This window comes from Pseudomonas fontis (assembly GCF_028656955.1).
GTDB classification, from domain to species: Bacteria; Pseudomonadota; Gammaproteobacteria; order Pseudomonadales; family Pseudomonadaceae; genus Aquipseudomonas; species Aquipseudomonas fontis.
Map to the genome: position 1 here is coordinate 289,541 of NZ_JAMDGY010000024.1, position 23,450 is coordinate 312,990.

Consider the following 23,450-nt stretch of genomic DNA (forward strand, 5'->3'; position numbering starts at 1 on the left):
AGCACGGCGAGTTTTCTTTATCGTGTGCGCCCCCTGAAATACCCGAGAAGGCAATCATGTTGGAAACTTCCCTGAGTCAATTGGAACAGCTGGTCGGCGACCTGGTGCAGAAGAACCTGGAACTGACCGAGCGCAACGCACACCTGGACGGCGCTCTGGCCCAGGCCAAGGACGAGAACGAAAGCCTGCAACTGAGCCTGATGGAACAGGAAGAGAAGCACGGCGCCACCGCAGCGCGCATCCAGGCGCTGGTCGAACGTGCAGGCGGCACCGTTAACGCATGAACACCACTGCGCAGTCGATAAACGTTGTCTCGATCCTGGGCAATGATTACTCGATCAAGGCACCCGAAGGTCAGGAACAGACCCTGGCGCAAGCGGTGCAGATGCTCAAGGCCTCCTTGGCCGACACCAAGCGCAAGTACCCGTCGCTGATTGGCGACAAGTTGCTGGTGCTGGCTGCCCTGAACCTGTGTTCGCAGCAGATCGAGCTGCAACAGGCCCATCAGGAAGCCCTCGACCGTTATCAAGAGCAAGTCAGCGCCACGGTCGATGTGATTGCCCGGACCATCAGCAACAGCTGATCCGCGCCGCGCAATCGTTTTCCCCTCACAAGCCTGCTCGCCGACCTTCGGGACGGTGGGCGGCATTGGCGTGCGCCACTGGAATTATTGTATTTCTAACTGTATACAATTGGCTCGACAGTTGCAGTACAGGCTTTATTTCTCAGGGGAAGATCCATGCAATTCTGGCGGCGCAGTATCCAGTGGCAATTGATCACCAGCATGGGCGCAGCGCTCTTGGTGAGCATCTTGATCGTGGTCGGGATCTACACGGTGGCGGTCAATCGGCTGACCGAGCGTTACCTGGTGGAGTCGGCGCTGCCGGCGAGCATTGAGGCAATTCGTAACGATATCGAGCGGATGATGGTGCGCCCGCTCACGGCGGCGGCGGACATTGCCAACAATACCTTGCTGCGCGACTGGCTGGCGGCCGGTGAAGACAGCGCCCAGGCGCCGAAATTCGTCGAGTACCTGGAGGCGTTGCGCGCGCACAACCACGCCTTTACCGCGTTGTTTGCCAGCACCGAAAGCAACCAGTACTACAACGAGAAAGGCCTGGACCGGACCCTGAGCCGCAGCAACCCGAAAGACAGCTGGTTCTACGGCTTCATCGACAGCGGCAACCCGCGCCTGCTGAACATCGACATCGATGGCAGCACCGGCGAGCTGGCGCTGTTCATCGACTACCGGGTGGAGAAGGCCGGCAAGCTGGTCGGTATCGCCGGGCTCGGGCTGCGCATGACCGAGCTGTCGCAGCTGATCCACGATTTCAGTTTCGGCGAGCATGGCCGGGTGTTCCTGGTGCGCGGCGATGGCCTGATCCAGGTGCATCCGCAGGGTGAGTTCAGCGGCAAGCGGCAGTTGGCCGAGCAGATCGGCGAGGCGGCGGCCACGGCGGCGCTGGCCAGCAAAGGCACCCTGCAAACCAGCCGCTTCCAGCGCGACGGCGAAGCCTACCTGGCCTTGAGCCTGCCCCTGCGTGACCTCAACTGGACGCTGGTGGCCGAGGTGCCGGAATCGCAGATCTACGCCGAGGTGCGCGGGGCCGTGTGGCTGACCAGCCTGATCGGCGGGGCGGTGGCGCTGGTGTCGTTGTTGCTGGTGGTGTTGCTGGCGCGCGGGATCGTGCGGCCGATCCGCCGGGTGACCGAGGCGCTGGTGGCCATCGGCAGCGGCGGCGGTGACCTGACCCGGCGCCTGGACGATTCGCGGGCGGACGAACTGGGCGATCTGGCGCGCGGTTTCAACCGCTTCCTCGACAGCCAGCGAGACCTGATTGGCGAGGTGCTGCGCACCACCGAGGACCTGCGCCAGTCGGTGACCCAGGTAACCCAGGTGGTGGAAAACACCGCAGATCGTTCGGTGCGTCAGCAGGAAATGACCGAGATGGTGGCCACTGCCGTGCACCAGATGGGCCTCACCGTGCAGGACATTGCGCAGAATGCGGGCAGCGCGGCGCAGGCCTCGCAGACGGCACGCGACGAAGCCTTGCAGGCGCGCGGTGTGGTGCAGCGTTCGATTGCGCATATCGAGGGGATGTCGGGCGAGATCGGCTTGGCGGCGACGGCGGTCAGCGAGCTGGCTGAGGAAGTGGCGTCGATTGATGAAGTGCTGGCAGTGATCCGCAGCATTTCCGAGCAGACCAACCTGCTGGCGTTGAATGCGGCCATTGAAGCGGCGCGGGCCGGGGACATGGGCCGGGGCTTTGCGGTGGTGGCCGATGAGGTGCGTACGCTGGCCAAGCGTACCCAGGTGTCTACCGATGAAATCCAGCAGATGATCCAGCGCTTGAAGCAGGGTACCGGCAATGCCGTGGCGTCGATGCATGCGGGGCAGGCGGCGACCGGCACCGGGGTGGAATCGAGCCAGCGTACCGGAGCGTCGTTGACCACCATTACCGGGCAGGTGGAGCGCATCAGCGACATGAACCTGCAGGTGGCGACGGCGACCGAGGAGCAGTCGGCGGTGACCGATGAGATCAACCGCAATGTGCAGGGGATTTCCGATTTGGCGCGGCAGACGGCGGGGGAGGTGGAAGCCTGTCGCGAGGATTGCCAGGCCCTGAAAGGGCTGGCTGATGATCTGGCGCGGCAGATGGGTGGGTTCAGGCTCTAACTCGGGGTGAATTCATCGCCGGCCTTGCCGGCGATGGGGCCTTCAGAGCCCCATCACCAGGCGGATATCCGCAGCCAGTTCACGCACCCGCGCTTCCTCGGTATCCCACGAACACATGAAGCGTGCGCCGCCGCTGCCGATGAAGGTGTAGAAGCGCCAGCCCTTGTCACGCAGCTTGTCCAGCGCCGGTTCCGGCATTTGCAGGAACACGCCGTTGGCTTCCACCGGGAACATCAGGCTCACCCCCGGAATATCCGCCACCAGCCCGCTCAGCAATTGCGCGCAATGGTTGGCATGCTGGCCATGGCGCAACCAGGCGCCGTTCTCCAGCAGCCCGACCCAGGGCGCCGAAAGGAAACGCATCTTCGACGCCAACTGACCCGCCTGCTTGCAGCGGTAGTCGAAGTCTTCGGCCAGCTTGCGGTTGAAGAACAGGATCGCCTCGCCCACCGCCATGCCGTTCTTGGTGCCGCCAAAGCACAGCACATCGACGCCGGCTTTCCAGGTCAGCTCGGCCGGGGTGCAGCCCAGGAACGCGCAGGCATTGGTGAAGCGCGCGCCGTCCATGTGCAGGTTCAGGCCCAGTTCCTTGCAGGTGGCGCTGATCGCTTTCAACTCTTCCGGGCGATACACGCTACCGACTTCAGTGGCCTGGGTGATGGTGACCACGCGCGGCTTGGGGTAGTGGATGTCCTGGCGCTTGAGGGCGACTTCGCGGATCGAGTCCGGGGTCAGCTTGCCGTTCTCGCTGCGCGCGGTGAGCAGCTTGGAGCCGTTGGAGAAGAACTCCGGCGCGCCGCATTCGTCGGTCTCGACGTGGGCGGTCTCCGAGCAGATCACGCTGTGGTAGCTCTGGCATAGCGACGACAGGGCCAGGGAGTTGGCCGCCGTACCGTTGAAGGCGAAGAACACCTCGCAGTCGGTCTCGAACAGTTTGCGGAAGTGGTCGGAGGCCAGGGCCGTCCATTTGTCGTCGCCGTAGGCACGCTCGTGGCCGTGGTTGGCCTTCTCCATGGCGGCCCAGGCTTCTGGGCAGATACCGGAATAGTTGTCGCTGGCGAATTGTTGGCTTTGCTCTGTCATGACACTGTCCTGTGAACGACGCAGGGGAGCACTGTAAACAAGATTGCAGTGGCCGCCTATACACCTGTGGACAACATCTCGCGGTGGCAACCATGCCCTTGCACTGATCTCTGTGGGAGCTGGCCTTGCCAGCGAATGGGCGCGTAGCGGCCACCGAGGCCTCATCGCCGGCAAGGCCGGCTCCCACAGCTCCGGGTTTGCAAACCCGCATGTCGTAAACGCACCTTTGCGTGGCGTCTATAGGCATTTGACCGGTCTGGTCCGGCCCTACCATCGAATCCATAAGGCACCTGCGCGTGCCCCCACAACAAAGCCGCTGCCGGGAGAGATGCGATGTTCAGCAAGCAAGACCAGATCCAGGGTTACGACGATGCACTGCTGGCGGCCATGAATGCCGAAGAACAACGCCAGGAAGACCACATCGAGCTGATCGCCTCGGAAAACTACACCAGCAAACGCGTCATGCAGGCCCAGGGCAGCGGCCTCACCAACAAGTACGCCGAAGGCTATCCCGGCAAGCGCTACTACGGCGGCTGCGAGCACGTCGACAAGGTCGAGCAATTGGCCATCGACCGCGCCAAGCAACTGTTCGGCGCCGACTACGCCAACGTCCAGCCACACTCCGGCAGCCAGGCCAATGCCGCCGTCTACCTCGCCCTGCTGCAAGCCGGCGATACCGTGCTGGGCATGAGCCTGGCCCACGGCGGCCACCTCACCCACGGTGCCAAGGTCAGCTTCTCGGGCAAGCTCTACAACGCGGTGCAGTACGGCATCGACACCGACAGCGGGCTGATCGACTACGACGAGGTCGAGCGCCTGGCCGTCGAGCACCAGCCAAAGATGATCATCGCCGGCTTCTCGGCCTACTCGAAAACCCTCGACTTCCCACGCTTCCGGCAAATTGCCGACAAGGTCGGCGCCTACCTGTTCGTCGACATGGCCCACGTCGCCGGCCTGGTCGCGGCCGGCCTGTACCCGAACCCGCTGCCCTACGCCGACGTGGTCACCACCACCACCCACAAGACCCTGCGCGGTCCGCGTGGCGGGCTGATCCTGGCCAAGGCCAATGAGGAACTGGAGAAGAAATTCAACGCGGCGGTGTTCCCCGGCGGCCAGGGCGGCCCGCTGATGCACGTGATCGCGGCCAAGGCCGTGTGCTTCAAGGAAGCCCTTGAACCCGGCTTCAAGACCTACCAGCAACAAGTGATCGACAACGCCCAGGCCATGGCTGGCGTGTTTATCGAGCGGGGCTACGATGTAGTGTCCGGTGGCACCGACAACCACCTGTTCCTGGTCAGCCTGATCCGTCAGGGCCTGACCGGCAAGGAGGCCGATGCCGCGCTGGGCCGCGCGCATATCACCGTGAACAAGAACGCCGTGCCGAACGACCCGCAATCGCCGTTCGTGACCTCGGGCCTGCGCATCGGCACCCCGGCGGTCACCAGCCGTGGTTTCAAGGTTGCCCAGTGCACGGCGCTGGCCGGCTGGATCTGCGACATCCTCGACAACCTCGGCGATGCCGATGTCGAGGCCAATGTGGCGCGCAACGTGTCGGCACTCTGTGCAGATTTCCCGGTTTACCGCTGAGTGGTTGAGGAGTACTGACTATGCAACGCTACTCGGGCTTCGGCCTTTTCAAGCACTCGTTGAGCCACCACGAAAACTGGCAGCGCATGTGGCGCACGCCAACCCCGAAGAAGGTCTACGACGTGGTTATCGTCGGCGGTGGCGGGCATGGCCTGGCCACCGCCTACTACCTGGCCAAGGAGCACGGCATCACCAATGTCGCGGTGGTCGAGAAGGGCTGGCTGGGCGGTGGCAACACCGCGCGCAACACCACCATCGTGCGTTCCAACTACCTCTGGGACGAGTCGGCGCACCTCTACGAGCATGCCATGAAGCTCTGGGAAGGCTTGTCCCAGGACATCAACTACAACGTGATGTTCTCCCAGCGTGGCGTCTACAACCTGTGCCACACCCTGCAGGACATGCGCGACTCGGAACGCCGGGTGAGCGCCAACCGCCTTAATGGCGTGGACGGTGAACTGCTCAACGCCCAGCAGGTGGCGGACGAAATCCCCTACCTGGACTGCTCGAAGAACACCCGCTACCCGATCCTCGGCGCCACCGTGCAGCGGCGCGGCGGCGTGGCCCGTCACGATGCCGTGGCCTGGGGCTTCGCCCGCGCGGCCGACGCCCTCGGTGTGGACCTGATCCAGCAGACCGAAGTGATCGGTTTCCGTAAGGAAAACGGCGTGGTGATCGGCGTGGAAACCAACAAGGGCTTCATCGGCGCCAAGCGCGTCGGCGTGGTCACCGCCGGCAACTCGGGGCACATGGCCAAGCTCGCCGGCTTTCGCTTGCCGATCGAGTCACACCCGTTGCAGGCGCTGGTGTCAGAGCCGCTCAAGCCGATCATCGACAGCGTGATCATGTCCAACGCCGTACACGGCTACATCAGCCAGTCGGACAAGGGCGACCTGGTCATCGGCGCCGGTATCGACGGCTGGGTCGGCTACGGCCAGCGCGGCTCGTACCCGGTCATCGAGCACACCTTGCAGGCCATCGTGGAGATGTTCCCGATCCTCTCGCGGGTGCGCATGAACCGCCAATGGGGCGGCATCGTCGACACCACCCCGGACGCCTGCCCGATCATCTCCAAGACCCCGGTAGAGAACATGTTCTTCAACTGCGGCTGGGGCACCGGTGGCTTCAAGGCCACGCCGGGTTCGGGCAACGTGTTTGCCGCGAGCCTCGCCAAAGGCGAAATGCACCCGTTGGCCAAGCCGTTTTCCATCGACCGTTTCCACAACGGCGCCCTGATCGACGAACACGGCGCTGCCGCTGTCGCCCACTAACAGGAGAAATCCCCATGTTGCATATCTTCTGTCCCCACTGCGGCGAGCTGCGCTCCGAAGAGGAATTCCACGCCGCCGGCCAGGCGCATATCCCGCGCCCGCTGGAGCCGAACGCCTGCTCTGACGAGGAGTGGGGCGACTACATGTTCTTTCGCGACAACCCGCGTGGCCTGCACCACGAGCTGTGGATTCACGCCGCCGGTTGCCGCCAGTATTTCAACGCCACGCGTGACACTGTGACCTACGAGATCCTGGAAACCTATCCGATTGGCGCCAAGCCACAGGTCACCGGCAAAGGCGCGTCGCCGCAGTTGGCTGTCAGTGGTCAGGGAGAAAAGGTATGAGCCAGGTCTATCGCCTGTCCAATGGTGGTCGTATCGACCGCAGCAGCGTCTTGAACTTCACCTTCAACGGCCAGAGCTACCAGGGCTATGCCGGTGACACCCTGGCCGCCGCCTTGCTGGCCAACGGCGTCGACATCGTCGGGCGCAGCTTCAAGTACTCGCGCCCGCGCGGGATCATCGCCGCCGGCTGCGAAGAGCCGAACGCCATCCTGCAGATCGGCGCCAGTGAAGCCACCCAGGTGCCCAACGTGCGCGCCACGCAGCAGGCGCTGTATGCCGGCCTGGTCGCCACCAGCACCAACGGCTGGCCGAGCGTGAACACCGACGTGATGGGCATCCTCGGCAAGGTCGGCGGCAAGCTGATGCCGCCGGGGTTCTACTACAAGACGTTCATGTACCCGCAGTCGTTCTGGATGACCTACGAGAAGTACATCCGCAAGGCCGCAGGCCTGGGCCGTGCGCCACTGGAAAACGACCCCGACAGCTACGACTACATGAGCCACCACTGCGACGTGCTGATCGTCGGCGCCGGCCCGGCCGGGCTTGCTGCCGCGCTGGCGGCCGGGCGCAGCGGCGCCCGGGTGATCCTGGCCGATGAGCAGGAAGAGTTCGGCGGCAGCCTGCTCGACAGCCGCGAAAGCCTCGATGGCAAACCGGCCGCTGACTGGGTGGCGGCAGTGGTTGCCGAACTCAAGGGCATGCCGGAGGTGCTGCTGTTGCCGCGCGCCACGGTGAACGGCTATCACGACCACAATTTCCTGACCATTCACGAGCGCCTGGCCGACCACCTCGGCGACCGTGCACCGATCGGCCAGGTACGTCAGCGCATGCACCGGGTGCGCGCCAAGCGCGTGGTGCTGGCCACCGGCACCCACGAGCGGCCGCTGGTGTATGGCAACAACGACGTGCCGGGCAACATGCTCGCCGGTGCAGTGTCCACCTATGTGCGCCGCTACGGTGTCGCACCGGGGCGCAAGCTGGTGCTGTCGACCAACAACGACCACGCCTACCGCGTCGCCCTGGACTGGCACGATGCCGGGCTCAAGGTGGTCGCCGTCGCCGATGCGCGGCACAACCCACGCGGTTCGCTGGTGGAAGAGGCGCGGGCCAAGGGCATCCGTATCCTCACCTCAAGCGCGGTAATCGAAAGCCGTGGCAGCAAGCACGTGACGGCGGCGCGGGTTGCCGCCATCGATGTGCAGGCACACGCCGTCACCAGCCCCGGCGAGTGGCTGGACTGCGACCTGGTGGCGACCTCCGGCGGCTACAGCCCGGTGGTTCACCTGGCCTCGCACCTGGGCGGCAAGCCGATCTGGCGTGACGACATCCTCGGCTTTGTGCCGGGCGAGGCCCCGCAAAAACGCGTGTGCGTCGGTGGCATCAATGGAGTATTCGGCCTGGCCGATGCGCTGGCCGATGGTTTCGAAGGCGGCGTGCGCGCGGCCAGCGAAGCCGGTTTCAAGGCTGTCGAAGGGCTGCTGCCCAAAGTACTGGCGCGCCAGGAGGAGGCCACCCTGGGCCTGTTCCAGGTGCCGCACGACCGCAACACTGCACGGGCGCCGAAGCAGTTCGTCGACCAGCAGAACGACGTCACCGCCGCCGCCATCGAACTGGCGACCCGCGAGGGCTTCGAGTCGGTCGAGCACGTCAAGCGCTACACCGCGCTGGGTTTCGGCACCGACCAGGGCAAGCTGGGCAACATCAACGGGCTGGCGATTGCCGCGCGTTCGATGGGCATCACCATCCCGGAAATGGGCACCACCATGTTCCGCCCCAACTACACCCCGGTGACCTTTGGTGCGGTGGCGGGGCGGCACTGCGGGCACCTGTTCGAGCCGGTGCGCTTCACCGCGCTGCATGCCTGGCATGTGAAAAATGGCGCGCAGTTCGAAGACGTCGGCCAGTGGAAGCGGCCGTGGTACTTCCCCAAGGGCGCTGAAGACATTCATGCCGCCGTGGCCCGTGAGTGCCAGGCGGTGCGTGACAGCGTCGGCCTGCTGGACGCCTCGACCCTGGGCAAGATCGATATCCAGGGCCCGGATGCACGGGAATTCCTCAACCGCATCTACACCAACGCCTGGACCAAGCTGGACGTGGGCAAGGCCCGTTACGGGCTGATGTGTAAGGAAGACGGCATGGTCTTCGACGATGGCGTCACCGCATGCCTGGCCGACAACCATTTCCTCATGACCACCACCACCGGGGGCGCGGCGCGGGTGCTGCAATGGCTGGAGATCTACCAGCAGACCGAGTGGCCTGACTTGAAGGTGTACTTCACCTCGGTCACCGACCACTGGGCGACCCTTACCCTGTCCGGGCCGAACAGCCGCAAGCTGCTCGGTGAAGTGACCGATATCGACCTGGACAAGGACGCCTTCCCGTTCATGAGCTGGAAGGAAGGGCTGGTCGGCGGTGTGCCGGCGCGGGTGTTCCGGATTTCGTTCACTGGCGAGCTGTCGTACGAGGTGAACATCCAGGCCAACTACGCGATGGGTGTGCTGGAGAAGATTGCCGAGGTCGGCAAGCAGTACAACCTGACGCCCTACGGCACCGAGACCATGCACGTGCTGCGGGCGGAGAAGGGTTTCATCATCGTCGGGCAGGACACCGATGGCTCGATGACCCCGGATGACTTGAACATGGGCTGGTGTGTGGGGCGGACCAAGCCGTTCTCGTGGATCGGCTGGCGCGGGATGAACCGTGAGGACTGCGTGCGAGACAACCGCAAGCAACTGGTGGGCTTGAAGCCGGTTGACCCGAGCAAGTGGCTGCCGGAGGGCGCGCAACTGGTGTTCGACCCCAAGCAGCCGATCCCGATGGACATGGTCGGGCATGTGACGTCGAGCTATGCCGCCAACTCGCTGGGTTATTCGTTTGCCCTGGCGGTGGTCAAGGGTGGGCTCAAGCGCATGGGTGAGCGGGTGTTCTCGCCGCAGGCCGATGGCAGCGTGATCGAGGCGGAGATTTGCGCATCGGTGTTCTTCGATCCGAAGGGGGATCGGCAGAACATCTGACACCGCTACTGCATTGCACTACCTGTGGGAGCCGGCCTTGCCGGCGATGGGCGCAACGCGGCGCCGATTGGCAAGGCCAGCTCCCACACAGCAGATTCAAGACAGTTGCTTCCACAGGATGCTTTCGAACTTTCAGATGGGTGCCCCATGAGCGCTATCAACGTCTACCAGCAACGCCCCGGCAACGACGCCCACGCCGAGTCGCCACTGCACCACGCCGACCTGCCCAGCCTGGTCGGCAAGGGCCGCAAGAACGCCGGGGTCACCCTGCGTGAAAAAGCCTTCCTCGGCCACCTCACCCTGCGTGGCGACGGCCGTGATCCAGCCTTCGCCGGCGCAGTGTTCAAGGCCCTGGGCCTGGAGCTGCCCGTGGCCCTGACCGTGGTCGCCAACGACGAAATGTCGCTGCAATGGCTCGGCCCGGACGAATGGCTGCTGATCGTCCCTGGCGGCCAGGAACTGAGCGTCGAGCAAAAATTGCGTGAAGCGCTGGGCGACCTGCATATCCAGATCGTCAACGTCAGTGGCGGGCAAACCCTGCTGCAACTGACCGGCCCGAACGTGCGCGAGGTGCTGATGAAGTCCACCAGCTACGACGTGCACCCGAACAACTTCCCGGTCGGCAAGGCTGTCGGCACGGTGTTCGCCAAGTCGCAGCTGGTGATCCGCCGTACCGGCGAAGACACCTGGGAGCTGCTGATCCGGCGCAGCTTCTCTGACTACTGGTGGCTGTGGCTGCAGGACGCCTCGGCGGAATTCGGTTTGAGCATCGAGGCCTAGGAGTGTTGCCATGAGTCGTGCCCCGGACACCTGGATTCTCACCGCCGACTGCCCGAGCCTGCTTGGCACGGTCGATGTGGTGACGCGTTATCTCTACGAGCAGCATTGCTACGTCACCGAGCACCATTCGTTCGATGATCGGTTGTCGGGGCGCTTCTTCATTCGCGTCGAGTTCCGCCCGCAGGACGGCTTTGCCGAAGACAGCTTTCGCGCTGGCCTGGTCGAGCGTGGCGAGGCCTTCGGCATGCGCTTTGAACTGACCGCGCCGAACCATCGGCCGAAAGTGGTGATCATGGTGTCCAAGGCCGATCACTGCCTGAACGACCTGCTCTATCGCCAGCGCATCGGCCAGCTGGGCATGGATGTGGTGGCGGTGATCTCCAACCACCCGGACCTGGAACCGCTGGCGCACTGGCATCGGATTCCCTACTACCACTTCGCCCTCGACCCGCACGACAAGCCGGCGCAGGAGCGCAAGGTGCTGCAGGTGATCGAGGAGGCGGGGGCGGAGCTGGTGATTCTTGCGCGGTACATGCAGGTGCTGTCGCCGGAGCTGTGCCGGCGCCTGGATGGCTGGGCGATCAATATTCATCACTCGTTGCTGCCCGGCTTCAAGGGCGCCAAGCCGTATCACCAGGCGTACAACAAGGGCGTGAAACTGGTGGGGGCGACGGCGCACTACATCAACAACGACCTCGATGAAGGGCCGATCATTGCCCAGGGCGTCGAGGCGGTGGACCACAGCCACTACCCTGAAGACCTGATTGCACGGGGGCGCGACATCGAGTGCCTGACCCTGGCCAGGGCGGTGGGGTATCACATTGAGCGACGGGTGTTCCTTAACGCCAATCGGACGGTGGTGCTCTAGCGGGCCTCATCGCCGGCAAGGCCGGCTCCCACAGGGCATGGTGTGCACCGGGCCATTGTGGGAGCCGGCCTTGCCGGCGAAGAGGCCTTCAGCCTTACAACAAGATTCCAGTAACAACCGCGCTGCTTCAGCGCAGCGCATCTTTACACCGCTGCATAAAAACAACTTTAGCGAGGTGAAAGCATGTCTGGTAATCGTGGTGTGGTGTATCTCGGTGGTGGCAAGGTCGAGGTGCAGAAGATCGACTATCCGAAACTGCAGGACCCGCGCGGTCGCAAGATCGAGCACGGGGTGATCCTCAAGGTGGTCTCCACCAACATCTGCGGCTCCGACCAGCACATGGTCCGCGGTCGCACCACCGCCCAGGTCGGCCTGGTGCTGGGCCACGAGATCACCGGCGAGGTGATCGAGAAAGGCCGCGACGTCGAGAACCTGCAAATCGGCGACCTGGTTTCCGTACCCTTCAACGTCGCCTGCGGCCGCTGCCGCTCCTGCAAGGAACAACACACCGGCGTCTGCCTGACGGTCAACCCGGCCCGTGCCGGCGGTGCCTACGGTTACGTCGACATGGGCGACTGGACCGGCGGCCAGGCCGAATACGTGCTGGTGCCTTACGCCGATTTCAACCTGCTGAAACTGCCCGACCGCGACCGGGCGATGGAGAAGATCCGCGACCTGACCTGCCTGTCCGACATCCTGCCCACCGGCTACCACGGTGCGGTGACTGCGGGCGTCGGCCCAGGCAGCTCGGTGTACATCGCCGGGGCTGGCCCGGTGGGCCTGGCTGCTGCCGCATCAGCCCGTCTGCTCGGCGCTGCGGTGGTGATCGTCGGCGACGTCAACCCGGTGCGCCTGGCCCACGCCAAGGCCCAGGGCTTCGAGATTGCCGACCTGTCCCAGGACACCCCGCTGCACGAACAGATCGCCAACCTGCTCGGTGAGCCGGAGGTGGACTGCGCGGTGGATGCGGTGGGCTTCGAAGCACGCGGGCATGGCCATGCTGGCGCCAAGCATGAAGCGCCGGCCACGGTGCTCAACTCGTTGATGGGCGTGGTGCGGGTGGCCGGCAAAATCGGCATCCCTGGCCTGTATGTCACCGAGGACCCGGGCGCGGTGGACGCGGCGGCGAAGATCGGCAGCCTGAGCATTCGCTTTGGCCTGGGCTGGGCCAAGTCGCACAGCTTCCACACCGGCCAGACCCCAGTGATGAAGTACAACCGCCAGCTGATGCAGGCGATCATGTGGGACCGGATCAACATTGCCGAAGTGGTGGGGGTGCAGGTGATCAGCCTTGACCAGGCGCCGGAAGGCTATGGCGAGTTCGATGCCGGGGTGCCGAAGAAGTTCGTGATCGACCCGCACAAGATCTTTAGTGCGGGCTAAGTAACCAGCAGGCTTGGCCCCATCGCCGGCAAGGCCGGCTCCCACAGTATTGGCAGCATTGCAGATACCTGTGGGAGCCGGCCTTGCCGGCGATGACGCCGGAACTAACACCCTCAATCACCAGTCCAACCCTCGTTTTCCCTAGCCGTTCCGGCTGACGAGGTTCTTTGATGAAACGTTTCGCACTGCTCTCCCTGATGGCCCTGGCCAGCACTTCGGCCTTGGCCTTCAACCTCAACGACGCGGCCAATGCCGTCTCCGCCATGCAGGGCAACAAGCAGGGCGCCGCCGTCGAGGCCCCCGCCGCATCGGCCAACCTGCTCAATACCCTCGGCAGCGAACTCAAGGTCACCCCGGAACAAGCCATCGGCGGTACCGGCGCCTTGCTCGGCCTGGCCAAGAACCAGCTCAGCAGCACCGACTACGCGCAATTGAGCAAGGCCGTCCCAGGCCTGGACCTGCTCTCCGGCGAAAAAGCCCTGGGCGGTTTGAGCGGTCTGGGCGAGCTGCTCGGCAAAAGCGGCGAGTCCTCGGCCCTGAGCAACGCCCTGGGCAATGTCAAAGACAGCAACGACCTGAACAACGCCTTCAGCGCCCTGGGCATGAACACCGGGATGATCGGCCAGTTCGCCCCGCTGATCCTGCAATACCTGGGGCAGCAAGGCGTCGCCGGCTCGCTGCTGCAAAGCCTGGGCGGGATCTGGGGCACAGGCGCTGCAGCCGTTCCTGCAGTCTGAGCCTCAGCGCAACTCGGCGCGCAAGCGCTCGATGCGTTCGTCCTTGTCGTGCCACAGCTGGTTGACCCAGTCCTGCACGGTCTGGCGCAAGACCGGGTCGTTCTCGTAGTCGCCGCTCCACAGGGCCGGGTCCAGCTCGCGTAGCTGGATATCGACGATCACCCTGGGGATCTGGCCGCTGACCAGCGCCCAGAACCCCGGCGCACGCTCGCCGGGGTAGACCAGGGTGACATCGAGCAGCGCGTCGAGTTGTTGACCCAATGCCGCCAGCACAAAAGCCACACCGCCCGCCTTGGGCTTGAGCAGGTGGCGATAGGGCGAGCCCTGCGCCGCACGCTTGGCTTCGGTGAAGCGCGTGCCCTCCAGGTAATTGACCACCGTCACCGGCTGGCGCTTGAACAACTCGCAAGCGGCCTTGGTGATTTCCAGGTCCTGGCCCTTGAGGTGCGGGTGCTTGTCGAGGAAGGCCTTGCTGTAGCGCTTCATGAACGGGTAATCCAGCGCCCACCAGGCCAGGCCCAGCAACGGCACCCAGATCAGCTCCTTTTTCAGGAAGAACTTGAAGAACGGCACACGGCGGTTCAATACCTGGATCAGCGCCGGGATGTCGACCCAGGTCTGGTGGTTGCTGATGGCCAGGTAGGAGGTGTCGATACGCAGGCCGGCGGCACCGCGAATGTCCCATTGCGTGGGGATGCACAGGGCGAAGATCAGCTTGTCGATCTCGGCCCAGGTCTCGGCGATCCCCATCACCGCCCACGAGGCGTAGTCGCGGTAACGGCCGGGCAGCACCAGCTTGAGCAGGGCGAAGACCATCAGCGGGCCAATCAGCAGCAGGGTGTTGAGCAGAAGCAGCACAGTGACAAATATGCCGGTCAGCAGGCGTCGCATAGTAAAACTCGTAATCTCGGATAGACGGCCGGTAATGATAAGCAGCCTGTAGGATTAGTCCAATTTCTGGCAGGCCAGGGCGCGGACAAATGTTTCACATCGTGTGAGATAGCCTCTTGTGCCGAACCTATCCTGCTCTGGCAGTCTAAGCACTGTCTTATCTCAAGGAAGCTGACCCGGTGAAATCCGTATTTGCATTGCTTTCCCTGCTCGCGCTGCCGGTTATGGCCGCCGAGCCCACCCTGTATGGCCGCTATGAATACATCGGCTTGCCGGAAATCGGCGAGACCCTCAAGGCCAAGATGGACACGGGCGCGCTGACCGCCTCGCTGTCGGCCACCGACATCAAGCGCTTTACCCGTGACGGCGAAGACTGGGTGCGCTTCCGCCTGGCGACCAAGGACGCCGATGGCAAGGTGTATGAACACAAGGTCGCGCGCATCAGCAAGATCAAGACCCGCGCCGATGAAGACGATGAAGGCGAAAGCGTCGAGTCGGCCAAGCGGCCGGTCATCGACCTGGAGCTGTGCCTGGGCGATGTGAAGCGCACGGTGGAGGTGAACCTCACCGACCGCAGCAGCTTCAACTACCCGTTGCTGATCGGGGCCAAGGCCTTGCGCGAATTTGGCGCGGCGGTGAACCCGGCGCGGCGGTTTACCGCTGGCAAGCCCGACTGCTGATCGATACCCTGTGGGGGCCGGCCTTGCCGGCGATCGCCGGCAAGGCCGGCCCCCACAAGAAGTTACAGCGCCCATGCCCCATATTCTGATCGTCGAAGACGAAGCGGCCATCGCCGACACCCTGGTCTTCGCCCTGCAAGGCGACGGCCACAGCACTGCATGGGTAACCCTGGGCAGCGCCGCGCTGGACCAGCAGCGTCAGCATCCCGCCGACCTGATCATCCTCGACATCGGCCTGCCCGATATCAGCGGCTTTGAAACCTGCCGCCAGCTGCGTCGCTTCAGCGACGTGCCGGTGATGTTCCTAAGTGCCCGCGATGGCGAGATCGACCGTATCGTCGGCCTGGAAATCGGCGCCGACGACTACGTCGTCAAACCCTTCAGCCCCCGTGAAGTGGCCGCGCGGGTGCGGGCCATCCTCAAGCGCATGGCCCCGCGTGCCGAAGCGCCTGCCAGCAGCGAGACCTTCGTCATCGACACCCTGCGCATGCAGATCAGCTACCGCGCCCAGCCGCTGGTGCTGACCCGCCATGAATTTCGCCTGCTGCAATGCCTGCTCGAACAGCCCGAGCGGGTGTTCAGCCGCGAGCAACTGCTCGACGCCGTAGGCGTGGCCAGCGATGCCGGCTACGAGCGCAGCATCGACAGCCACATCAAGAGCCTGCGCGCCAAGCTGCGCCTGGTCGCCCCCGCTGGCGAACCGATCCAGACCCACCGTGGCCTGGGTTACAGCTACAGCCCGGGCAACAGCTGATGCGCCTGGGTATCCGCATCTTCCTGGTGTACTTCCTGTTCGTCGGGCTGACCGGCTACTTCATCCTCAGCACCGTGCGCGAACAGGTGCGCCCTGGCGTGCGCCAGTCCACCGAGGAAACCCTGGTGGACACCGCCAACCTGCTGGCGGAGATCCTGCGCGATGAGGTCAAGGCCGGCACCCTGGGCCAGAGCCGCCTGCCCGAACTGCTCAAGGCCTACGGCCAGCGCCAGCCGAACGCCGAGATCTGGGGCCTGGCCAAGACCCAGGTCAACCATCGCATCTACGTCACCGACGCCAAGGGCGTGGTCCTGCTCGACTCCAGCGGTGAGGCGGTGGGCCAGGACTACTCGCGCTGGAACGACGTCTACCTGACCTTGCAGGGCCGGTACGGTGCGCGTTCCACCCGCAGCATCGCGGATGATCCGGATTCCTCGGTGATGCACGTGGCGGCGCCGATTCTGGACGGCGGCAAGATCATTGGCGTGGTCACCGTGGCCAAGCCCAACAGCTCGCTGCAACCCTATGTTGATCGTTCCGAAAAGCGTCTGGTCAACCTGGGCCTGGGCTTGATCGTGCTCGGCCTGTTGCTGGGCGCTGGGCTGTCGTGGTGGCTGGCGCGCTCGCTGCGCCGCCTGACCCACTACGCCCAGGCCGTCAGCGAAGGCGAGCGGGTGGCATTGCCGCATTATCGCGGCGGCGAACTGGCGACCCTGGCGGGCGCGGTGGAACGCATGCGCACCCAGCTTGAGGGCAAAGCCTATGTGGAGCGCTACGTGCACACCCTGACCCACGAGCTGAAAAGCCCGTTGGCGGCGATTCGCGGTGCCAGCGAGCTGCTTCAGGGGCCGATGCCGGAAGAGCAGCGCCAACGCTTCGCCAGCAATATCGAAAGCGAAAGCGCGCGCATGCAGCAGTTGATCGAGCGGCTGCTGCACCTGGCGCAGGTCGAGCAGCGTCATGGCCTGGAGGATCAACGCCAGGTTGAACTGGCGGCGATGGTCGATGAGTTGCTGGTTGCCCAGACCGCCCGGATCGAAAGCGCCGGCTTGCAGGTGCGCCAGCGCGTGCCGGCGCCGGTGCGCTTGCTGTGCGAGCCGTTCCTGATGCGCCAGGCCATCGCCAACCTGCTGGAAAACGCCCTGGACTTCACCCCGCCTGGCGGGCTGCTGGTGTTTGAACTGGAGCAGCTCGAAGGCCGCGTGGCGCTGAGCCTGTACAACCAGGGCGAGGCGATCCCCGACTATGCCTTGGGCCGGCTCAGCGAGCGTTTCTATTCCCTGCCGCGTCCGGGCAGCGGGCGCAAGAGCACCGGCCTTGGGCTGAACTTCGTCGAAGAGGTGATGCAGTTGCATGGCGGCTCACTGGCGGTGGCCAACGTCGAGGACGGCGTGCGCGTGCGCCTGTGGCTGCCGGTCAACCGTGTGAGCTGAGTCTCCACACAAACTCCACAATCGCTCCCCGCAGGCTCCATATCGGTTGCGCAGACTCTGCCCATCGAAACCGGAGCCTTGCACATGAACCGAACCCTCAGCTTCAAACTGGGCGCGATTGCCTTCCTGATCATCCTCTTGCTGATCCCGCTGCTGATGATTGGCGGCCTGATCAGCGAGCGCCAGGCACTGCGCGACAGCGTGGTGCAGGAAATCGCCCAGAGCTCCAGCCTGAGCCAGCAGATCAGCGGGCCGTTGCTGGTGGTGCCGTACCGCAAGACCGTGAAGACCTGGCTGACCCAGGACGGCCATACCTTCCAGGAAGACCGCCAGAACAGCGGCTTCCTGTACTTCCTGCCGGAGACTTTCGAACTCAACGGCACGGCCCAGACCACCCTGCGATCACGGGGTATCTACGAGGCGCGGCTGTTCCAGGCGAACAACCAGATCAGCGGCCAGTTCAAGGTGCCGGCGAACTGGGGCATCACTGATGAATTGCAGAGCTACCGCTTCGACACACCGTTCATTGCGGTGGGTATCAGCGATATTCGTGGCATCCAGAAGGGCCTGAACCTCACGCTCAACGGCGAGGCCCTGGCATTCGAGGCGGGCACCGGGCTGGGTTGGTTGGGCGGTGGGGTGCATGTGCCGCTGGGCAACCTCGACGGCAAGAGCGAAGCGCGCCTGGACTATGCCTTCGACCTGGCCTTGCAGGGCACTGGCCAGTTGCACGTGGTGCCAGTCGGGCGAACCAGCACGGTCAGCCTCAAGGCCAACTGGCCGCACCCAAGCTTTGTCGGCAGCTACCTGCCGGCGGAGCGCGAGATTACCGCCGAGGGCTTCAGTGCCCAGTGGCAGGCGTCGTTCTTCTCCACCAACCTTGAGGATGTGCTGAGTGAGTGCGTGAACAAGGATGCGTGTGATGACTTTCGTGGTCGCACCTTTGGCGTGAGCTTTGTCGACCCGGTGGACCAGTACCTCAAGAGCGACCGGGCGATCAAATATGCACTGCTGTTCATTGCCCTGACGTTTGCCGGCTTCTTCCTGTTCGAGGTGTTGAAGGGGCTGAGCGTGCACCCGATCCAGTACGCGTTGGTGGGCGCTGCGCTGGCGTTCTTCTACCTGCTGTTGCTGTCGTTGTCGGAGCACCTGGGGTTTGGCTTGGCTTATGCGCTGTCGGCCAGTGGCTGTGTGCTGCTGATCGGTTTCTATCTGTGCCATGTGCTGCACAGTGCGGCGCGCGGGCTGGGGTTCGCGGCGGGGTTGGCGGTGCTGTACGCAATGCTCTACGGCTTGCTGAGCGCTGAGGACTATGCGCTGCTGATGGGCTCGTTGCTGCTGTTTGCGCTGCTGGGCGCGTTCATGGTGCTGACCCGTCGGCTGGACTGGTACGGCGTGGGGAGGGGGCAATGAGCGGCTTGCGCGAGGAGCGGCGGGGGGGGGCGGGGCTGGTCAAGCGGATTGAGCGGTGGCTGTGCCATGGCGTTGCCAAGCCTGGGCCGCTTCACGGCCCATTGCCGGCAAGGCCGGCTTCCACAAAGTGAGGCATGCACTGAATTGCTGTTGTAGCCGCTGCCGACAGGCTGCGCTGGAGCCCGTGAGGGCTCCCAAGGATGCCAGCATCAGGTCAGCGCCGGGTCCGTTGCCTTCATCGAGGCGCGCTGGTTTACCTGGGCATACCAGGCCGCCAGCTTCGGCTGGCGCTCGCGCCAACCAAACTCGGGCATACGAAAATCCAGATAGCCCAGCGCACACGCCACGCCAATCGCCGCCACATCAAACACCGAACTCAGCTCGGCCACATGTTCCTGTTCCAGGTGTGCCAACCCACGGCGTACCTTGTCCAGCTGCGCCTCGACCCAGGCATCCCAACGCTTCTCTTCAGGGCGCAGGAAGGTCTCGTAGCGGGTCAGCACCGCCGCATCCATGATCGCATCGCCCAGCGCCGCCAGGGTCAGGCGCCGCCAGCGGGCCGGGCCCTCACGCGGGATCAGCGGGTTGCCGACATGCTGATCGTCGAGGTACTCGACAATCACCCGGCTATCAAACAGCACCGTGCCGTCGGCCAGGCGCAAGGCCGGGATCTTCCCGGCCGGGTTGCCTTCGTTCAACTCGGCCACCGGGTTCACCGGGGTCAGGTTGATGGTCTTCAAGGCCACCCGGTCGGTCTGCCCGGTTTCATGCAGCAACACCAGCACCTTGCGCACGAACGGCGAGGCCGGCGAATGGAACAGCGTCATGGTTGCGACAGACATGGCCAGCCCTCAGTTGCCTTGCAGGCTAGGCGGCATGCACACACCGGTACCACCGATGCCGCAATAGCCTTCAGGGTTCTTGGCCAGGTACTGCTGGTGGTAGGCCTCGGCGAAGAACACGGTTGGCGCCTGCTCGACCTCGGTGGTGATCTCGCCGAAGCCGGCCTTGCTCAGCTCAGCCTGGAACGCCGCTTTGCTGGCCAGTGCCTGGTCGAGGTGCTGTGGGCTGGTGCAGTAGATCACCGAGCGGTACTGGGTGCCGATGTCGTTGCCCTGGCGCATGCCCTGGGTCGGGTTGTGCAGTTCCCAGAACATGGTCAGCAGCTCTTCATAGCTGAGCTTGTCCTTGTCGAACACCACCAGCACCACTTCGGTGTGGCCGGTCAGGCCCGAGCAGACTTCTTCATAGGTCGGGTTGGGGGTGAAGCCGCCGGCATAACCCACCACGGTGCTGACCACGCCGTCGCGCTGCCAGAAGCGGCGCTCGGCGCCCCAGAAGCAGCCCAGGCCGAAAATCGCGAAGTCGACGTTTTCGAAGAACGGGCCCAGCAGCGGGGTTTCTTTGAAGACGAAGTGTTTTTCAGGCAGGGCCATCGGTGTTTCGCGGCCAGGCAGCGCCTGTTCCGCAGTAGGCAGGACGTTTTTGTGCACGAGAATCTCCGAACGCAGGACCATGACCCATTCCTCTTCAAGGCAGGATGTTTAGGGATAGACCGATAGTGTGCCCGAGTGTTACAGCGCTGTCAGGCGATTGGGCCACGAGGATAGCGCCGCAGCTTCTCGACCAGTTCGGCGCCGGGAATCGGCCGGTCGAACAGGTAGCCCTGGCCGACGTCGCAACGGTGGCGGCGCAGGAAGGCCAGCTGCTCGGCGGTTTCGATGCCTTCGGCGACCACCTTGAGCTTGAGGTTGTGGGCCATGGCCACCACCGCCGAGGTGATTTCCATGTCGTCCTGGTTGTCCGGGATCTCGTGGATGAAGCTGCGATCGATCTTGATGATGTCGATCGGGAATTTCTTCAGGTAGCTGAGCGAGGAATAGCCGGTGCCGAAATCGTCCATGGCCAGGGTCAGGCCCAGTTGCTTGAGCTGGTCGAGCTGGCGGTGGGTGTCTTCGGTGGCTTCCAGCAGCAGGCCTTCGGTCAGCTCCAGCTCCAGCAGGTGCGGGGGCAGGGCTTCTTCCTTGAGGATGTTGGCAATCGAGGCCACCAGGTCAGGGTCGGAGAACTGCTTGGGCGACAAGTTGATCGCCACCTGCAGGTTGCCCAGCCCCTCGGCGCTCAGTTGCATGCTCATGCGGCAGGCCTGGCGGGCGATCCACTTGCCGATGGGGATGATCAGGCCGGTTTCTTCGGCCACGCTGATGAACTGGTCCGGGCGGATCATGCCCTTTTCCGGGTGGTTCCAGCGCAGCAGCGCCTCCAGCCCGAGCAGGCGCCCGCTGCGCAGGCACAGCTTGGGCTGGTAGAAGACATCCAGCTCGTTCTGGGTCAGGGCGCGGCGCAGGTTGTTCTCGACGAACAGCTTGTAGCTGGCCTCGGCGTTCAGTGCCTCGGTGAAGACCTGCACCTGGTGTTTGCCGTTGGCCTTGGCCTTGTGCAGCGCCAGGCCTGCGTTCTTCATCAGGGTTTGCGGGTCGCGCCCGTGCAGCGGCGCGCAGGCCAGGCCTACGGAGCCGGTGACGTTGATCAGCTGGTTGTCGACGAACATCGGCTTGTCGAGGGTGCGCAGCAGTAGCAGGGCGGTTTGCTGGCCGCTCTCCAGGGTGGTGTCTTCGAGCAGCACGGCAAATTCGTTGCTGGCAAAGCGCGCCAGGCTGCCGCCGGGGCTCAGGCTGTTGCGCAGGCGCCGGGCCAGGCTGATCAGCAGCTTGTCGCCGGTGTGGTGGCCGAGGCTGTCGTTGATCCGCTTGAAGTTGTCGATGTCTACCAGCAGCAGGCAGATCGGGCTGTCGCTGTCGCGCTCGAAGCGTTCATCGAGGCTGCGGATGAACGCCGGGCGGTTGCCCAGGCTGGTCAGGTTGTCGGTGTAAGCCAGGCGCTCGATGCGCTGCTGGGCCAACTTGGACTGGGTGATGTCTTCGTAGATGCCGATGTAGTGGGTCAGTTCGCGGTTGTCCCCGTAGACCTTGGAGATCGACAGCTGGCCCCAGTAGGGTTCGAGGTTCTTGCGTCGGCTTTTGAATTCGCCTTGCCAGCTGTTGCCCATGGCCAGGCTCGACGGTGAGTCGAACAGCAGCTCGCTGAGGTTTTCCAGGGCCGAGAGCTCCGACAGGCGATGGCCGTGGACTTCCTCGGTGCTGTACTGGGTGATGGCGGTGAAGCTTGGGTTGACGTACTCGACCACGCCGTCGCGGTTGACCAGCAGGAAGGCGTTGGCGCTTTGCTCGACGGCGCGCTGGAACAGGTGCAGGGCGCTGGTGGCGGTGCGGCGGTTGTGGTTGTTGATGACCTGGGCGAACTGGTCGGCCAGTTCGCCGGCGAAGGCGATTTCGTCGGTTTGCCAGGCGCGCGGGCTGCCGGTCTGTTCCAGGCAGAGCACGCCAACCACCTGGCCGTCGATGCGGATGCTGGCGTCGAGCATGGCATTGATGTCGCGCGGGCGCAGGCTTTCGGCCATGTCGCGGGTGCGTGGGTCGTGGTTGGCGTTGTGCGCGTCGATGGCCCGGCTGGTGTGCAGGGCTTCGAGGTAGTCGGGGAAGCGGCTGGCGTCGATCGGCTCGGGCAGGAAGTGTTCCTGGTTTTCGCGGTAGAACGCCGAGATCGGCTCCAGGCGTTGGTCTTCCAGGTACCAGATGCTGGCGCAGTCGATCTTGTAGATTTCGCTGGCGCTGCGGGTGATCAGCTCGGCGGCTTCCTGCAGGGAGTTCTCGGCGCTGTAGCGTTGGCGGGCCAGGCGCAGGATCAGGTCCTGCTGGGCGCGTACGCGTTCCAGGTGTTCGAGTTGTTCCTGCTGGGCTTGCTGGTTCAGTTGCAGGGCGATTTGCAGGCGGTTGTTGCGGGTTTCCAGCTCGCTGGGCGAGAGGTCGGCGGCGTCGCCTGGTTGGCTGTCGAGCACCAGCAGGTAGCCGCGCAGGAGCTGGCGGTTGTGCTGTTTGTAGGCTTCGCCCAGCTCCAGCAGGCTCATCGGGCCCTGGGCGGTGTGCAGGGTGTAGCGTGCCAGGTAATGCGGGCGCTGGGCGAGTTGTGCCTGGATGGTGTCGTGTAGCCGGTAGCGGGCTTCGGGTTCCATCAGGCTGGCGTAGGGGGAGCCGACCAGTGCGCAGAGGTCGACGGCGGCCATGCCGAAATGCCGTTCGCAGCTGGGGTCGAGGAACAGCATGGCCCAGCTGGCCTCATTCAGCCGCTCGAAACGCAGCATGCCGAGCCGCGAGGGCACCGGCAACTGCGTCACTACCTCGGCCGCCATACGGCTGGCGGCATCAGGTTGGCTTTTCATTGAGAGCTCGCTTCAAGAGGGCTGTTTGCGCGGGCTGGGCACTGTGCTGCTACGCGATTGGGCAAGGTTGCATCATGCGCTTGAGGCTGACAAGCGATACAGCAGGGTACCTGTGGACATTGTGTCGGCAGGGTGGGGGAAATCTTCAGTGCGCCGGGCAATTTCGTAGCCGCTGCCGTGAGGCTGCGCTGGAGCCCCGCAGGGCTCCCAAAGGCGGCGCCTGCGGTGCAGGCGAGCGCAGCCTGACGGCAGCGGC

Annotated in this window: 20 protein-coding genes and 1 pseudogene; 16 read left to right on the forward strand and 5 right to left on the reverse strand. The window is 64.3% G+C overall.

Going from position 1 to position 23,450, the window contains the following annotated elements:
* Positions 1-56: 56 nt before the first annotated feature.
* The 4 genes and pseudogenes from M5G11_RS10745 (at position 57) to M5G11_RS10760 (ending at position 2,677) form a co-directional block, all read left to right on the forward strand.
* Positions 57-284 (forward strand): hypothetical protein, encoded by a 228-nt coding sequence (locus tag M5G11_RS10745; RefSeq protein ID WP_273910034.1) that lies wholly within the window; start codon positions 57-59, stop codon positions 282-284.
* Complete coding sequence (locus M5G11_RS10750; protein ID WP_273910035.1) at positions 281-583, forward strand: cell division protein ZapA; 303 nt, start codon at positions 281-283, stop codon at positions 581-583. The genes M5G11_RS10745 and M5G11_RS10750 overlap by 4 nt, the downstream gene beginning before the upstream one ends.
* Before the next feature lie 201 nt (positions 584-784).
* Positions 785-1,816: pseudogene (locus tag M5G11_RS10755) on the forward strand (HAMP domain-containing protein); the annotation flags it as partial.
* Positions 1,817-1,948: 132 nt separating this feature from the next.
* Positions 1,949-2,677 (forward strand): methyl-accepting chemotaxis protein, encoded by a 729-nt coding sequence (locus M5G11_RS10760; RefSeq protein WP_420793800.1) that lies wholly within the window; start codon positions 1,949-1,951, stop codon positions 2,675-2,677.
* A 42-nt stretch (positions 2,678-2,719) separates the two neighbouring features.
* On the opposite strand, the gene M5G11_RS10765 is transcribed toward M5G11_RS10760, so the two are convergent.
* Positions 2,720-3,760 carry a threonine aldolase family protein gene (locus M5G11_RS10765; protein ID WP_273910036.1) on the reverse strand — a complete coding sequence of 347 codons (1,041 nt, stop codon included), beginning with the start codon at positions 3,758-3,760 and terminating at the stop codon, positions 2,720-2,722.
* A gap of 333 nt (positions 3,761-4,093) precedes the next feature.
* On the opposite strand from M5G11_RS10765, the gene glyA reads away from it, so the two are divergent.
* The 8 genes from glyA to M5G11_RS10805 all read left to right on the forward strand — a co-directional run bounded on the left by glyA (position 4,094) and on the right by M5G11_RS10805 (position 13,744).
* Positions 4,094-5,347, forward strand: a complete 1,254-nt coding sequence (gene glyA, locus M5G11_RS10770; RefSeq protein ID WP_273910037.1) for a serine hydroxymethyltransferase — start codon at positions 4,094-4,096, stop codon at positions 5,345-5,347.
* Between the two features lie 20 nt (positions 5,348-5,367).
* On the forward strand, positions 5,368-6,618 hold the full coding sequence (locus tag M5G11_RS10775; RefSeq protein ID WP_273910038.1) for a sarcosine oxidase subunit beta family protein: 1,251 nt from the start codon (positions 5,368-5,370) through the stop codon (positions 6,616-6,618).
* A 14-nt stretch (positions 6,619-6,632) separates the two neighbouring features.
* Positions 6,633-6,962: a sarcosine oxidase subunit delta gene (locus M5G11_RS10780; RefSeq protein WP_273910039.1), complete on the forward strand. Its 330-nt coding sequence runs from the start codon at positions 6,633-6,635 to the stop codon at positions 6,960-6,962.
* Positions 6,959-9,976, forward strand: a complete 3,018-nt coding sequence (locus tag M5G11_RS10785; RefSeq protein WP_273910040.1) for a sarcosine oxidase subunit alpha — start codon at positions 6,959-6,961, stop codon at positions 9,974-9,976. The genes M5G11_RS10780 and M5G11_RS10785 overlap by 4 nt, the downstream gene beginning before the upstream one ends.
* 147 nt (positions 9,977-10,123) lie before the next feature.
* The gene (locus M5G11_RS10790) at positions 10,124-10,756 is read left to right on the forward strand and encodes a sarcosine oxidase subunit gamma (RefSeq protein WP_273910041.1); all 633 of its coding nucleotides are present in this window, start codon (positions 10,124-10,126) and stop codon (positions 10,754-10,756) included.
* A 10-nt stretch (positions 10,757-10,766) separates the two neighbouring features.
* Positions 10,767-11,624 (forward strand): formyltetrahydrofolate deformylase, encoded by an 858-nt coding sequence (purU, locus tag M5G11_RS10795; RefSeq protein ID WP_273910042.1) that lies wholly within the window; start codon positions 10,767-10,769, stop codon positions 11,622-11,624.
* Between the two features lie 183 nt (positions 11,625-11,807).
* Entirely contained in the window at positions 11,808-13,007 is a 1,200-nt protein-coding gene (gene fdhA, locus M5G11_RS10800; protein WP_273910043.1) for a formaldehyde dehydrogenase, glutathione-independent, read from the forward strand.
* A 170-nt stretch (positions 13,008-13,177) separates the two neighbouring features.
* Positions 13,178-13,744, forward strand: coding sequence for a DUF2780 domain-containing protein (locus tag M5G11_RS10805; RefSeq protein ID WP_273910044.1), 567 nt, complete (start codon positions 13,178-13,180; stop codon positions 13,742-13,744).
* Positions 13,745-13,747: 3 nt separating this feature from the next.
* Here the strand turns inward: M5G11_RS10805 and M5G11_RS10810 are convergent, their stop codons facing one another.
* Positions 13,748-14,635, reverse strand: coding sequence for an acyltransferase (locus tag M5G11_RS10810; protein WP_273910045.1), 888 nt, complete (start codon positions 14,633-14,635; stop codon positions 13,748-13,750).
* A 179-nt stretch (positions 14,636-14,814) separates the two neighbouring features.
* Between M5G11_RS10810 and rloA2 the strand changes: the two genes are divergently transcribed.
* From rloA2 to creD, 4 genes are all read left to right on the forward strand, one after another.
* The gene (gene rloA2, locus M5G11_RS10815; RefSeq protein ID WP_273910046.1) at positions 14,815-15,315 is read left to right on the forward strand and encodes a retropepsin-like aspartic peptidase RloA2; all 501 of its coding nucleotides are present in this window, start codon (positions 14,815-14,817) and stop codon (positions 15,313-15,315) included.
* Positions 15,316-15,388: 73 nt separating this feature from the next.
* The gene (gene creB / locus M5G11_RS10820; protein WP_273925275.1) at positions 15,389-16,069 is read left to right on the forward strand and encodes a two-component system response regulator CreB; all 681 of its coding nucleotides are present in this window, start codon (positions 15,389-15,391) and stop codon (positions 16,067-16,069) included.
* A complete protein-coding gene (gene creC, locus M5G11_RS10825; protein WP_273914122.1) occupies positions 16,069-17,502 on the forward strand; it encodes a two-component system sensor histidine kinase CreC in 1,434 nt (477 codons plus the stop codon). Before creB ends, creC begins: the two co-directional genes overlap by 1 nt.
* Before the next feature lie 84 nt (positions 17,503-17,586).
* Positions 17,587-18,915 carry a cell envelope integrity protein CreD gene (creD, locus tag M5G11_RS10830; RefSeq protein ID WP_273925277.1) on the forward strand — a complete coding sequence of 443 codons (1,329 nt, stop codon included), beginning with the start codon at positions 17,587-17,589 and terminating at the stop codon, positions 18,913-18,915.
* A gap of 209 nt (positions 18,916-19,124) precedes the next feature.
* On the opposite strand, the gene M5G11_RS10835 is transcribed toward creD, so the two are convergent.
* The 3 genes from M5G11_RS10835 to M5G11_RS10845 all read right to left on the reverse strand — a co-directional run bounded on the left by M5G11_RS10835 (position 19,125) and on the right by M5G11_RS10845 (position 23,194).
* Positions 19,125-19,757: a glutathione S-transferase gene (locus M5G11_RS10835; RefSeq protein WP_273914021.1), complete on the reverse strand. Its 633-nt coding sequence runs from the start codon at positions 19,755-19,757 to the stop codon at positions 19,125-19,127.
* Positions 19,758-19,766: 9 nt separating this feature from the next.
* Positions 19,767-20,432 carry a peptide-methionine (S)-S-oxide reductase MsrA gene (msrA, locus tag M5G11_RS10840; protein WP_273914020.1) on the reverse strand — a complete coding sequence of 222 codons (666 nt, stop codon included), beginning with the start codon at positions 20,430-20,432 and terminating at the stop codon, positions 19,767-19,769.
* Between the two features lie 68 nt (positions 20,433-20,500).
* Positions 20,501-23,194: a putative bifunctional diguanylate cyclase/phosphodiesterase gene (locus tag M5G11_RS10845; RefSeq protein ID WP_273925278.1), complete on the reverse strand. Its 2,694-nt coding sequence runs from the start codon at positions 23,192-23,194 to the stop codon at positions 20,501-20,503.
* Between the last annotated feature and the right edge of the window lie 256 nt (positions 23,195-23,450).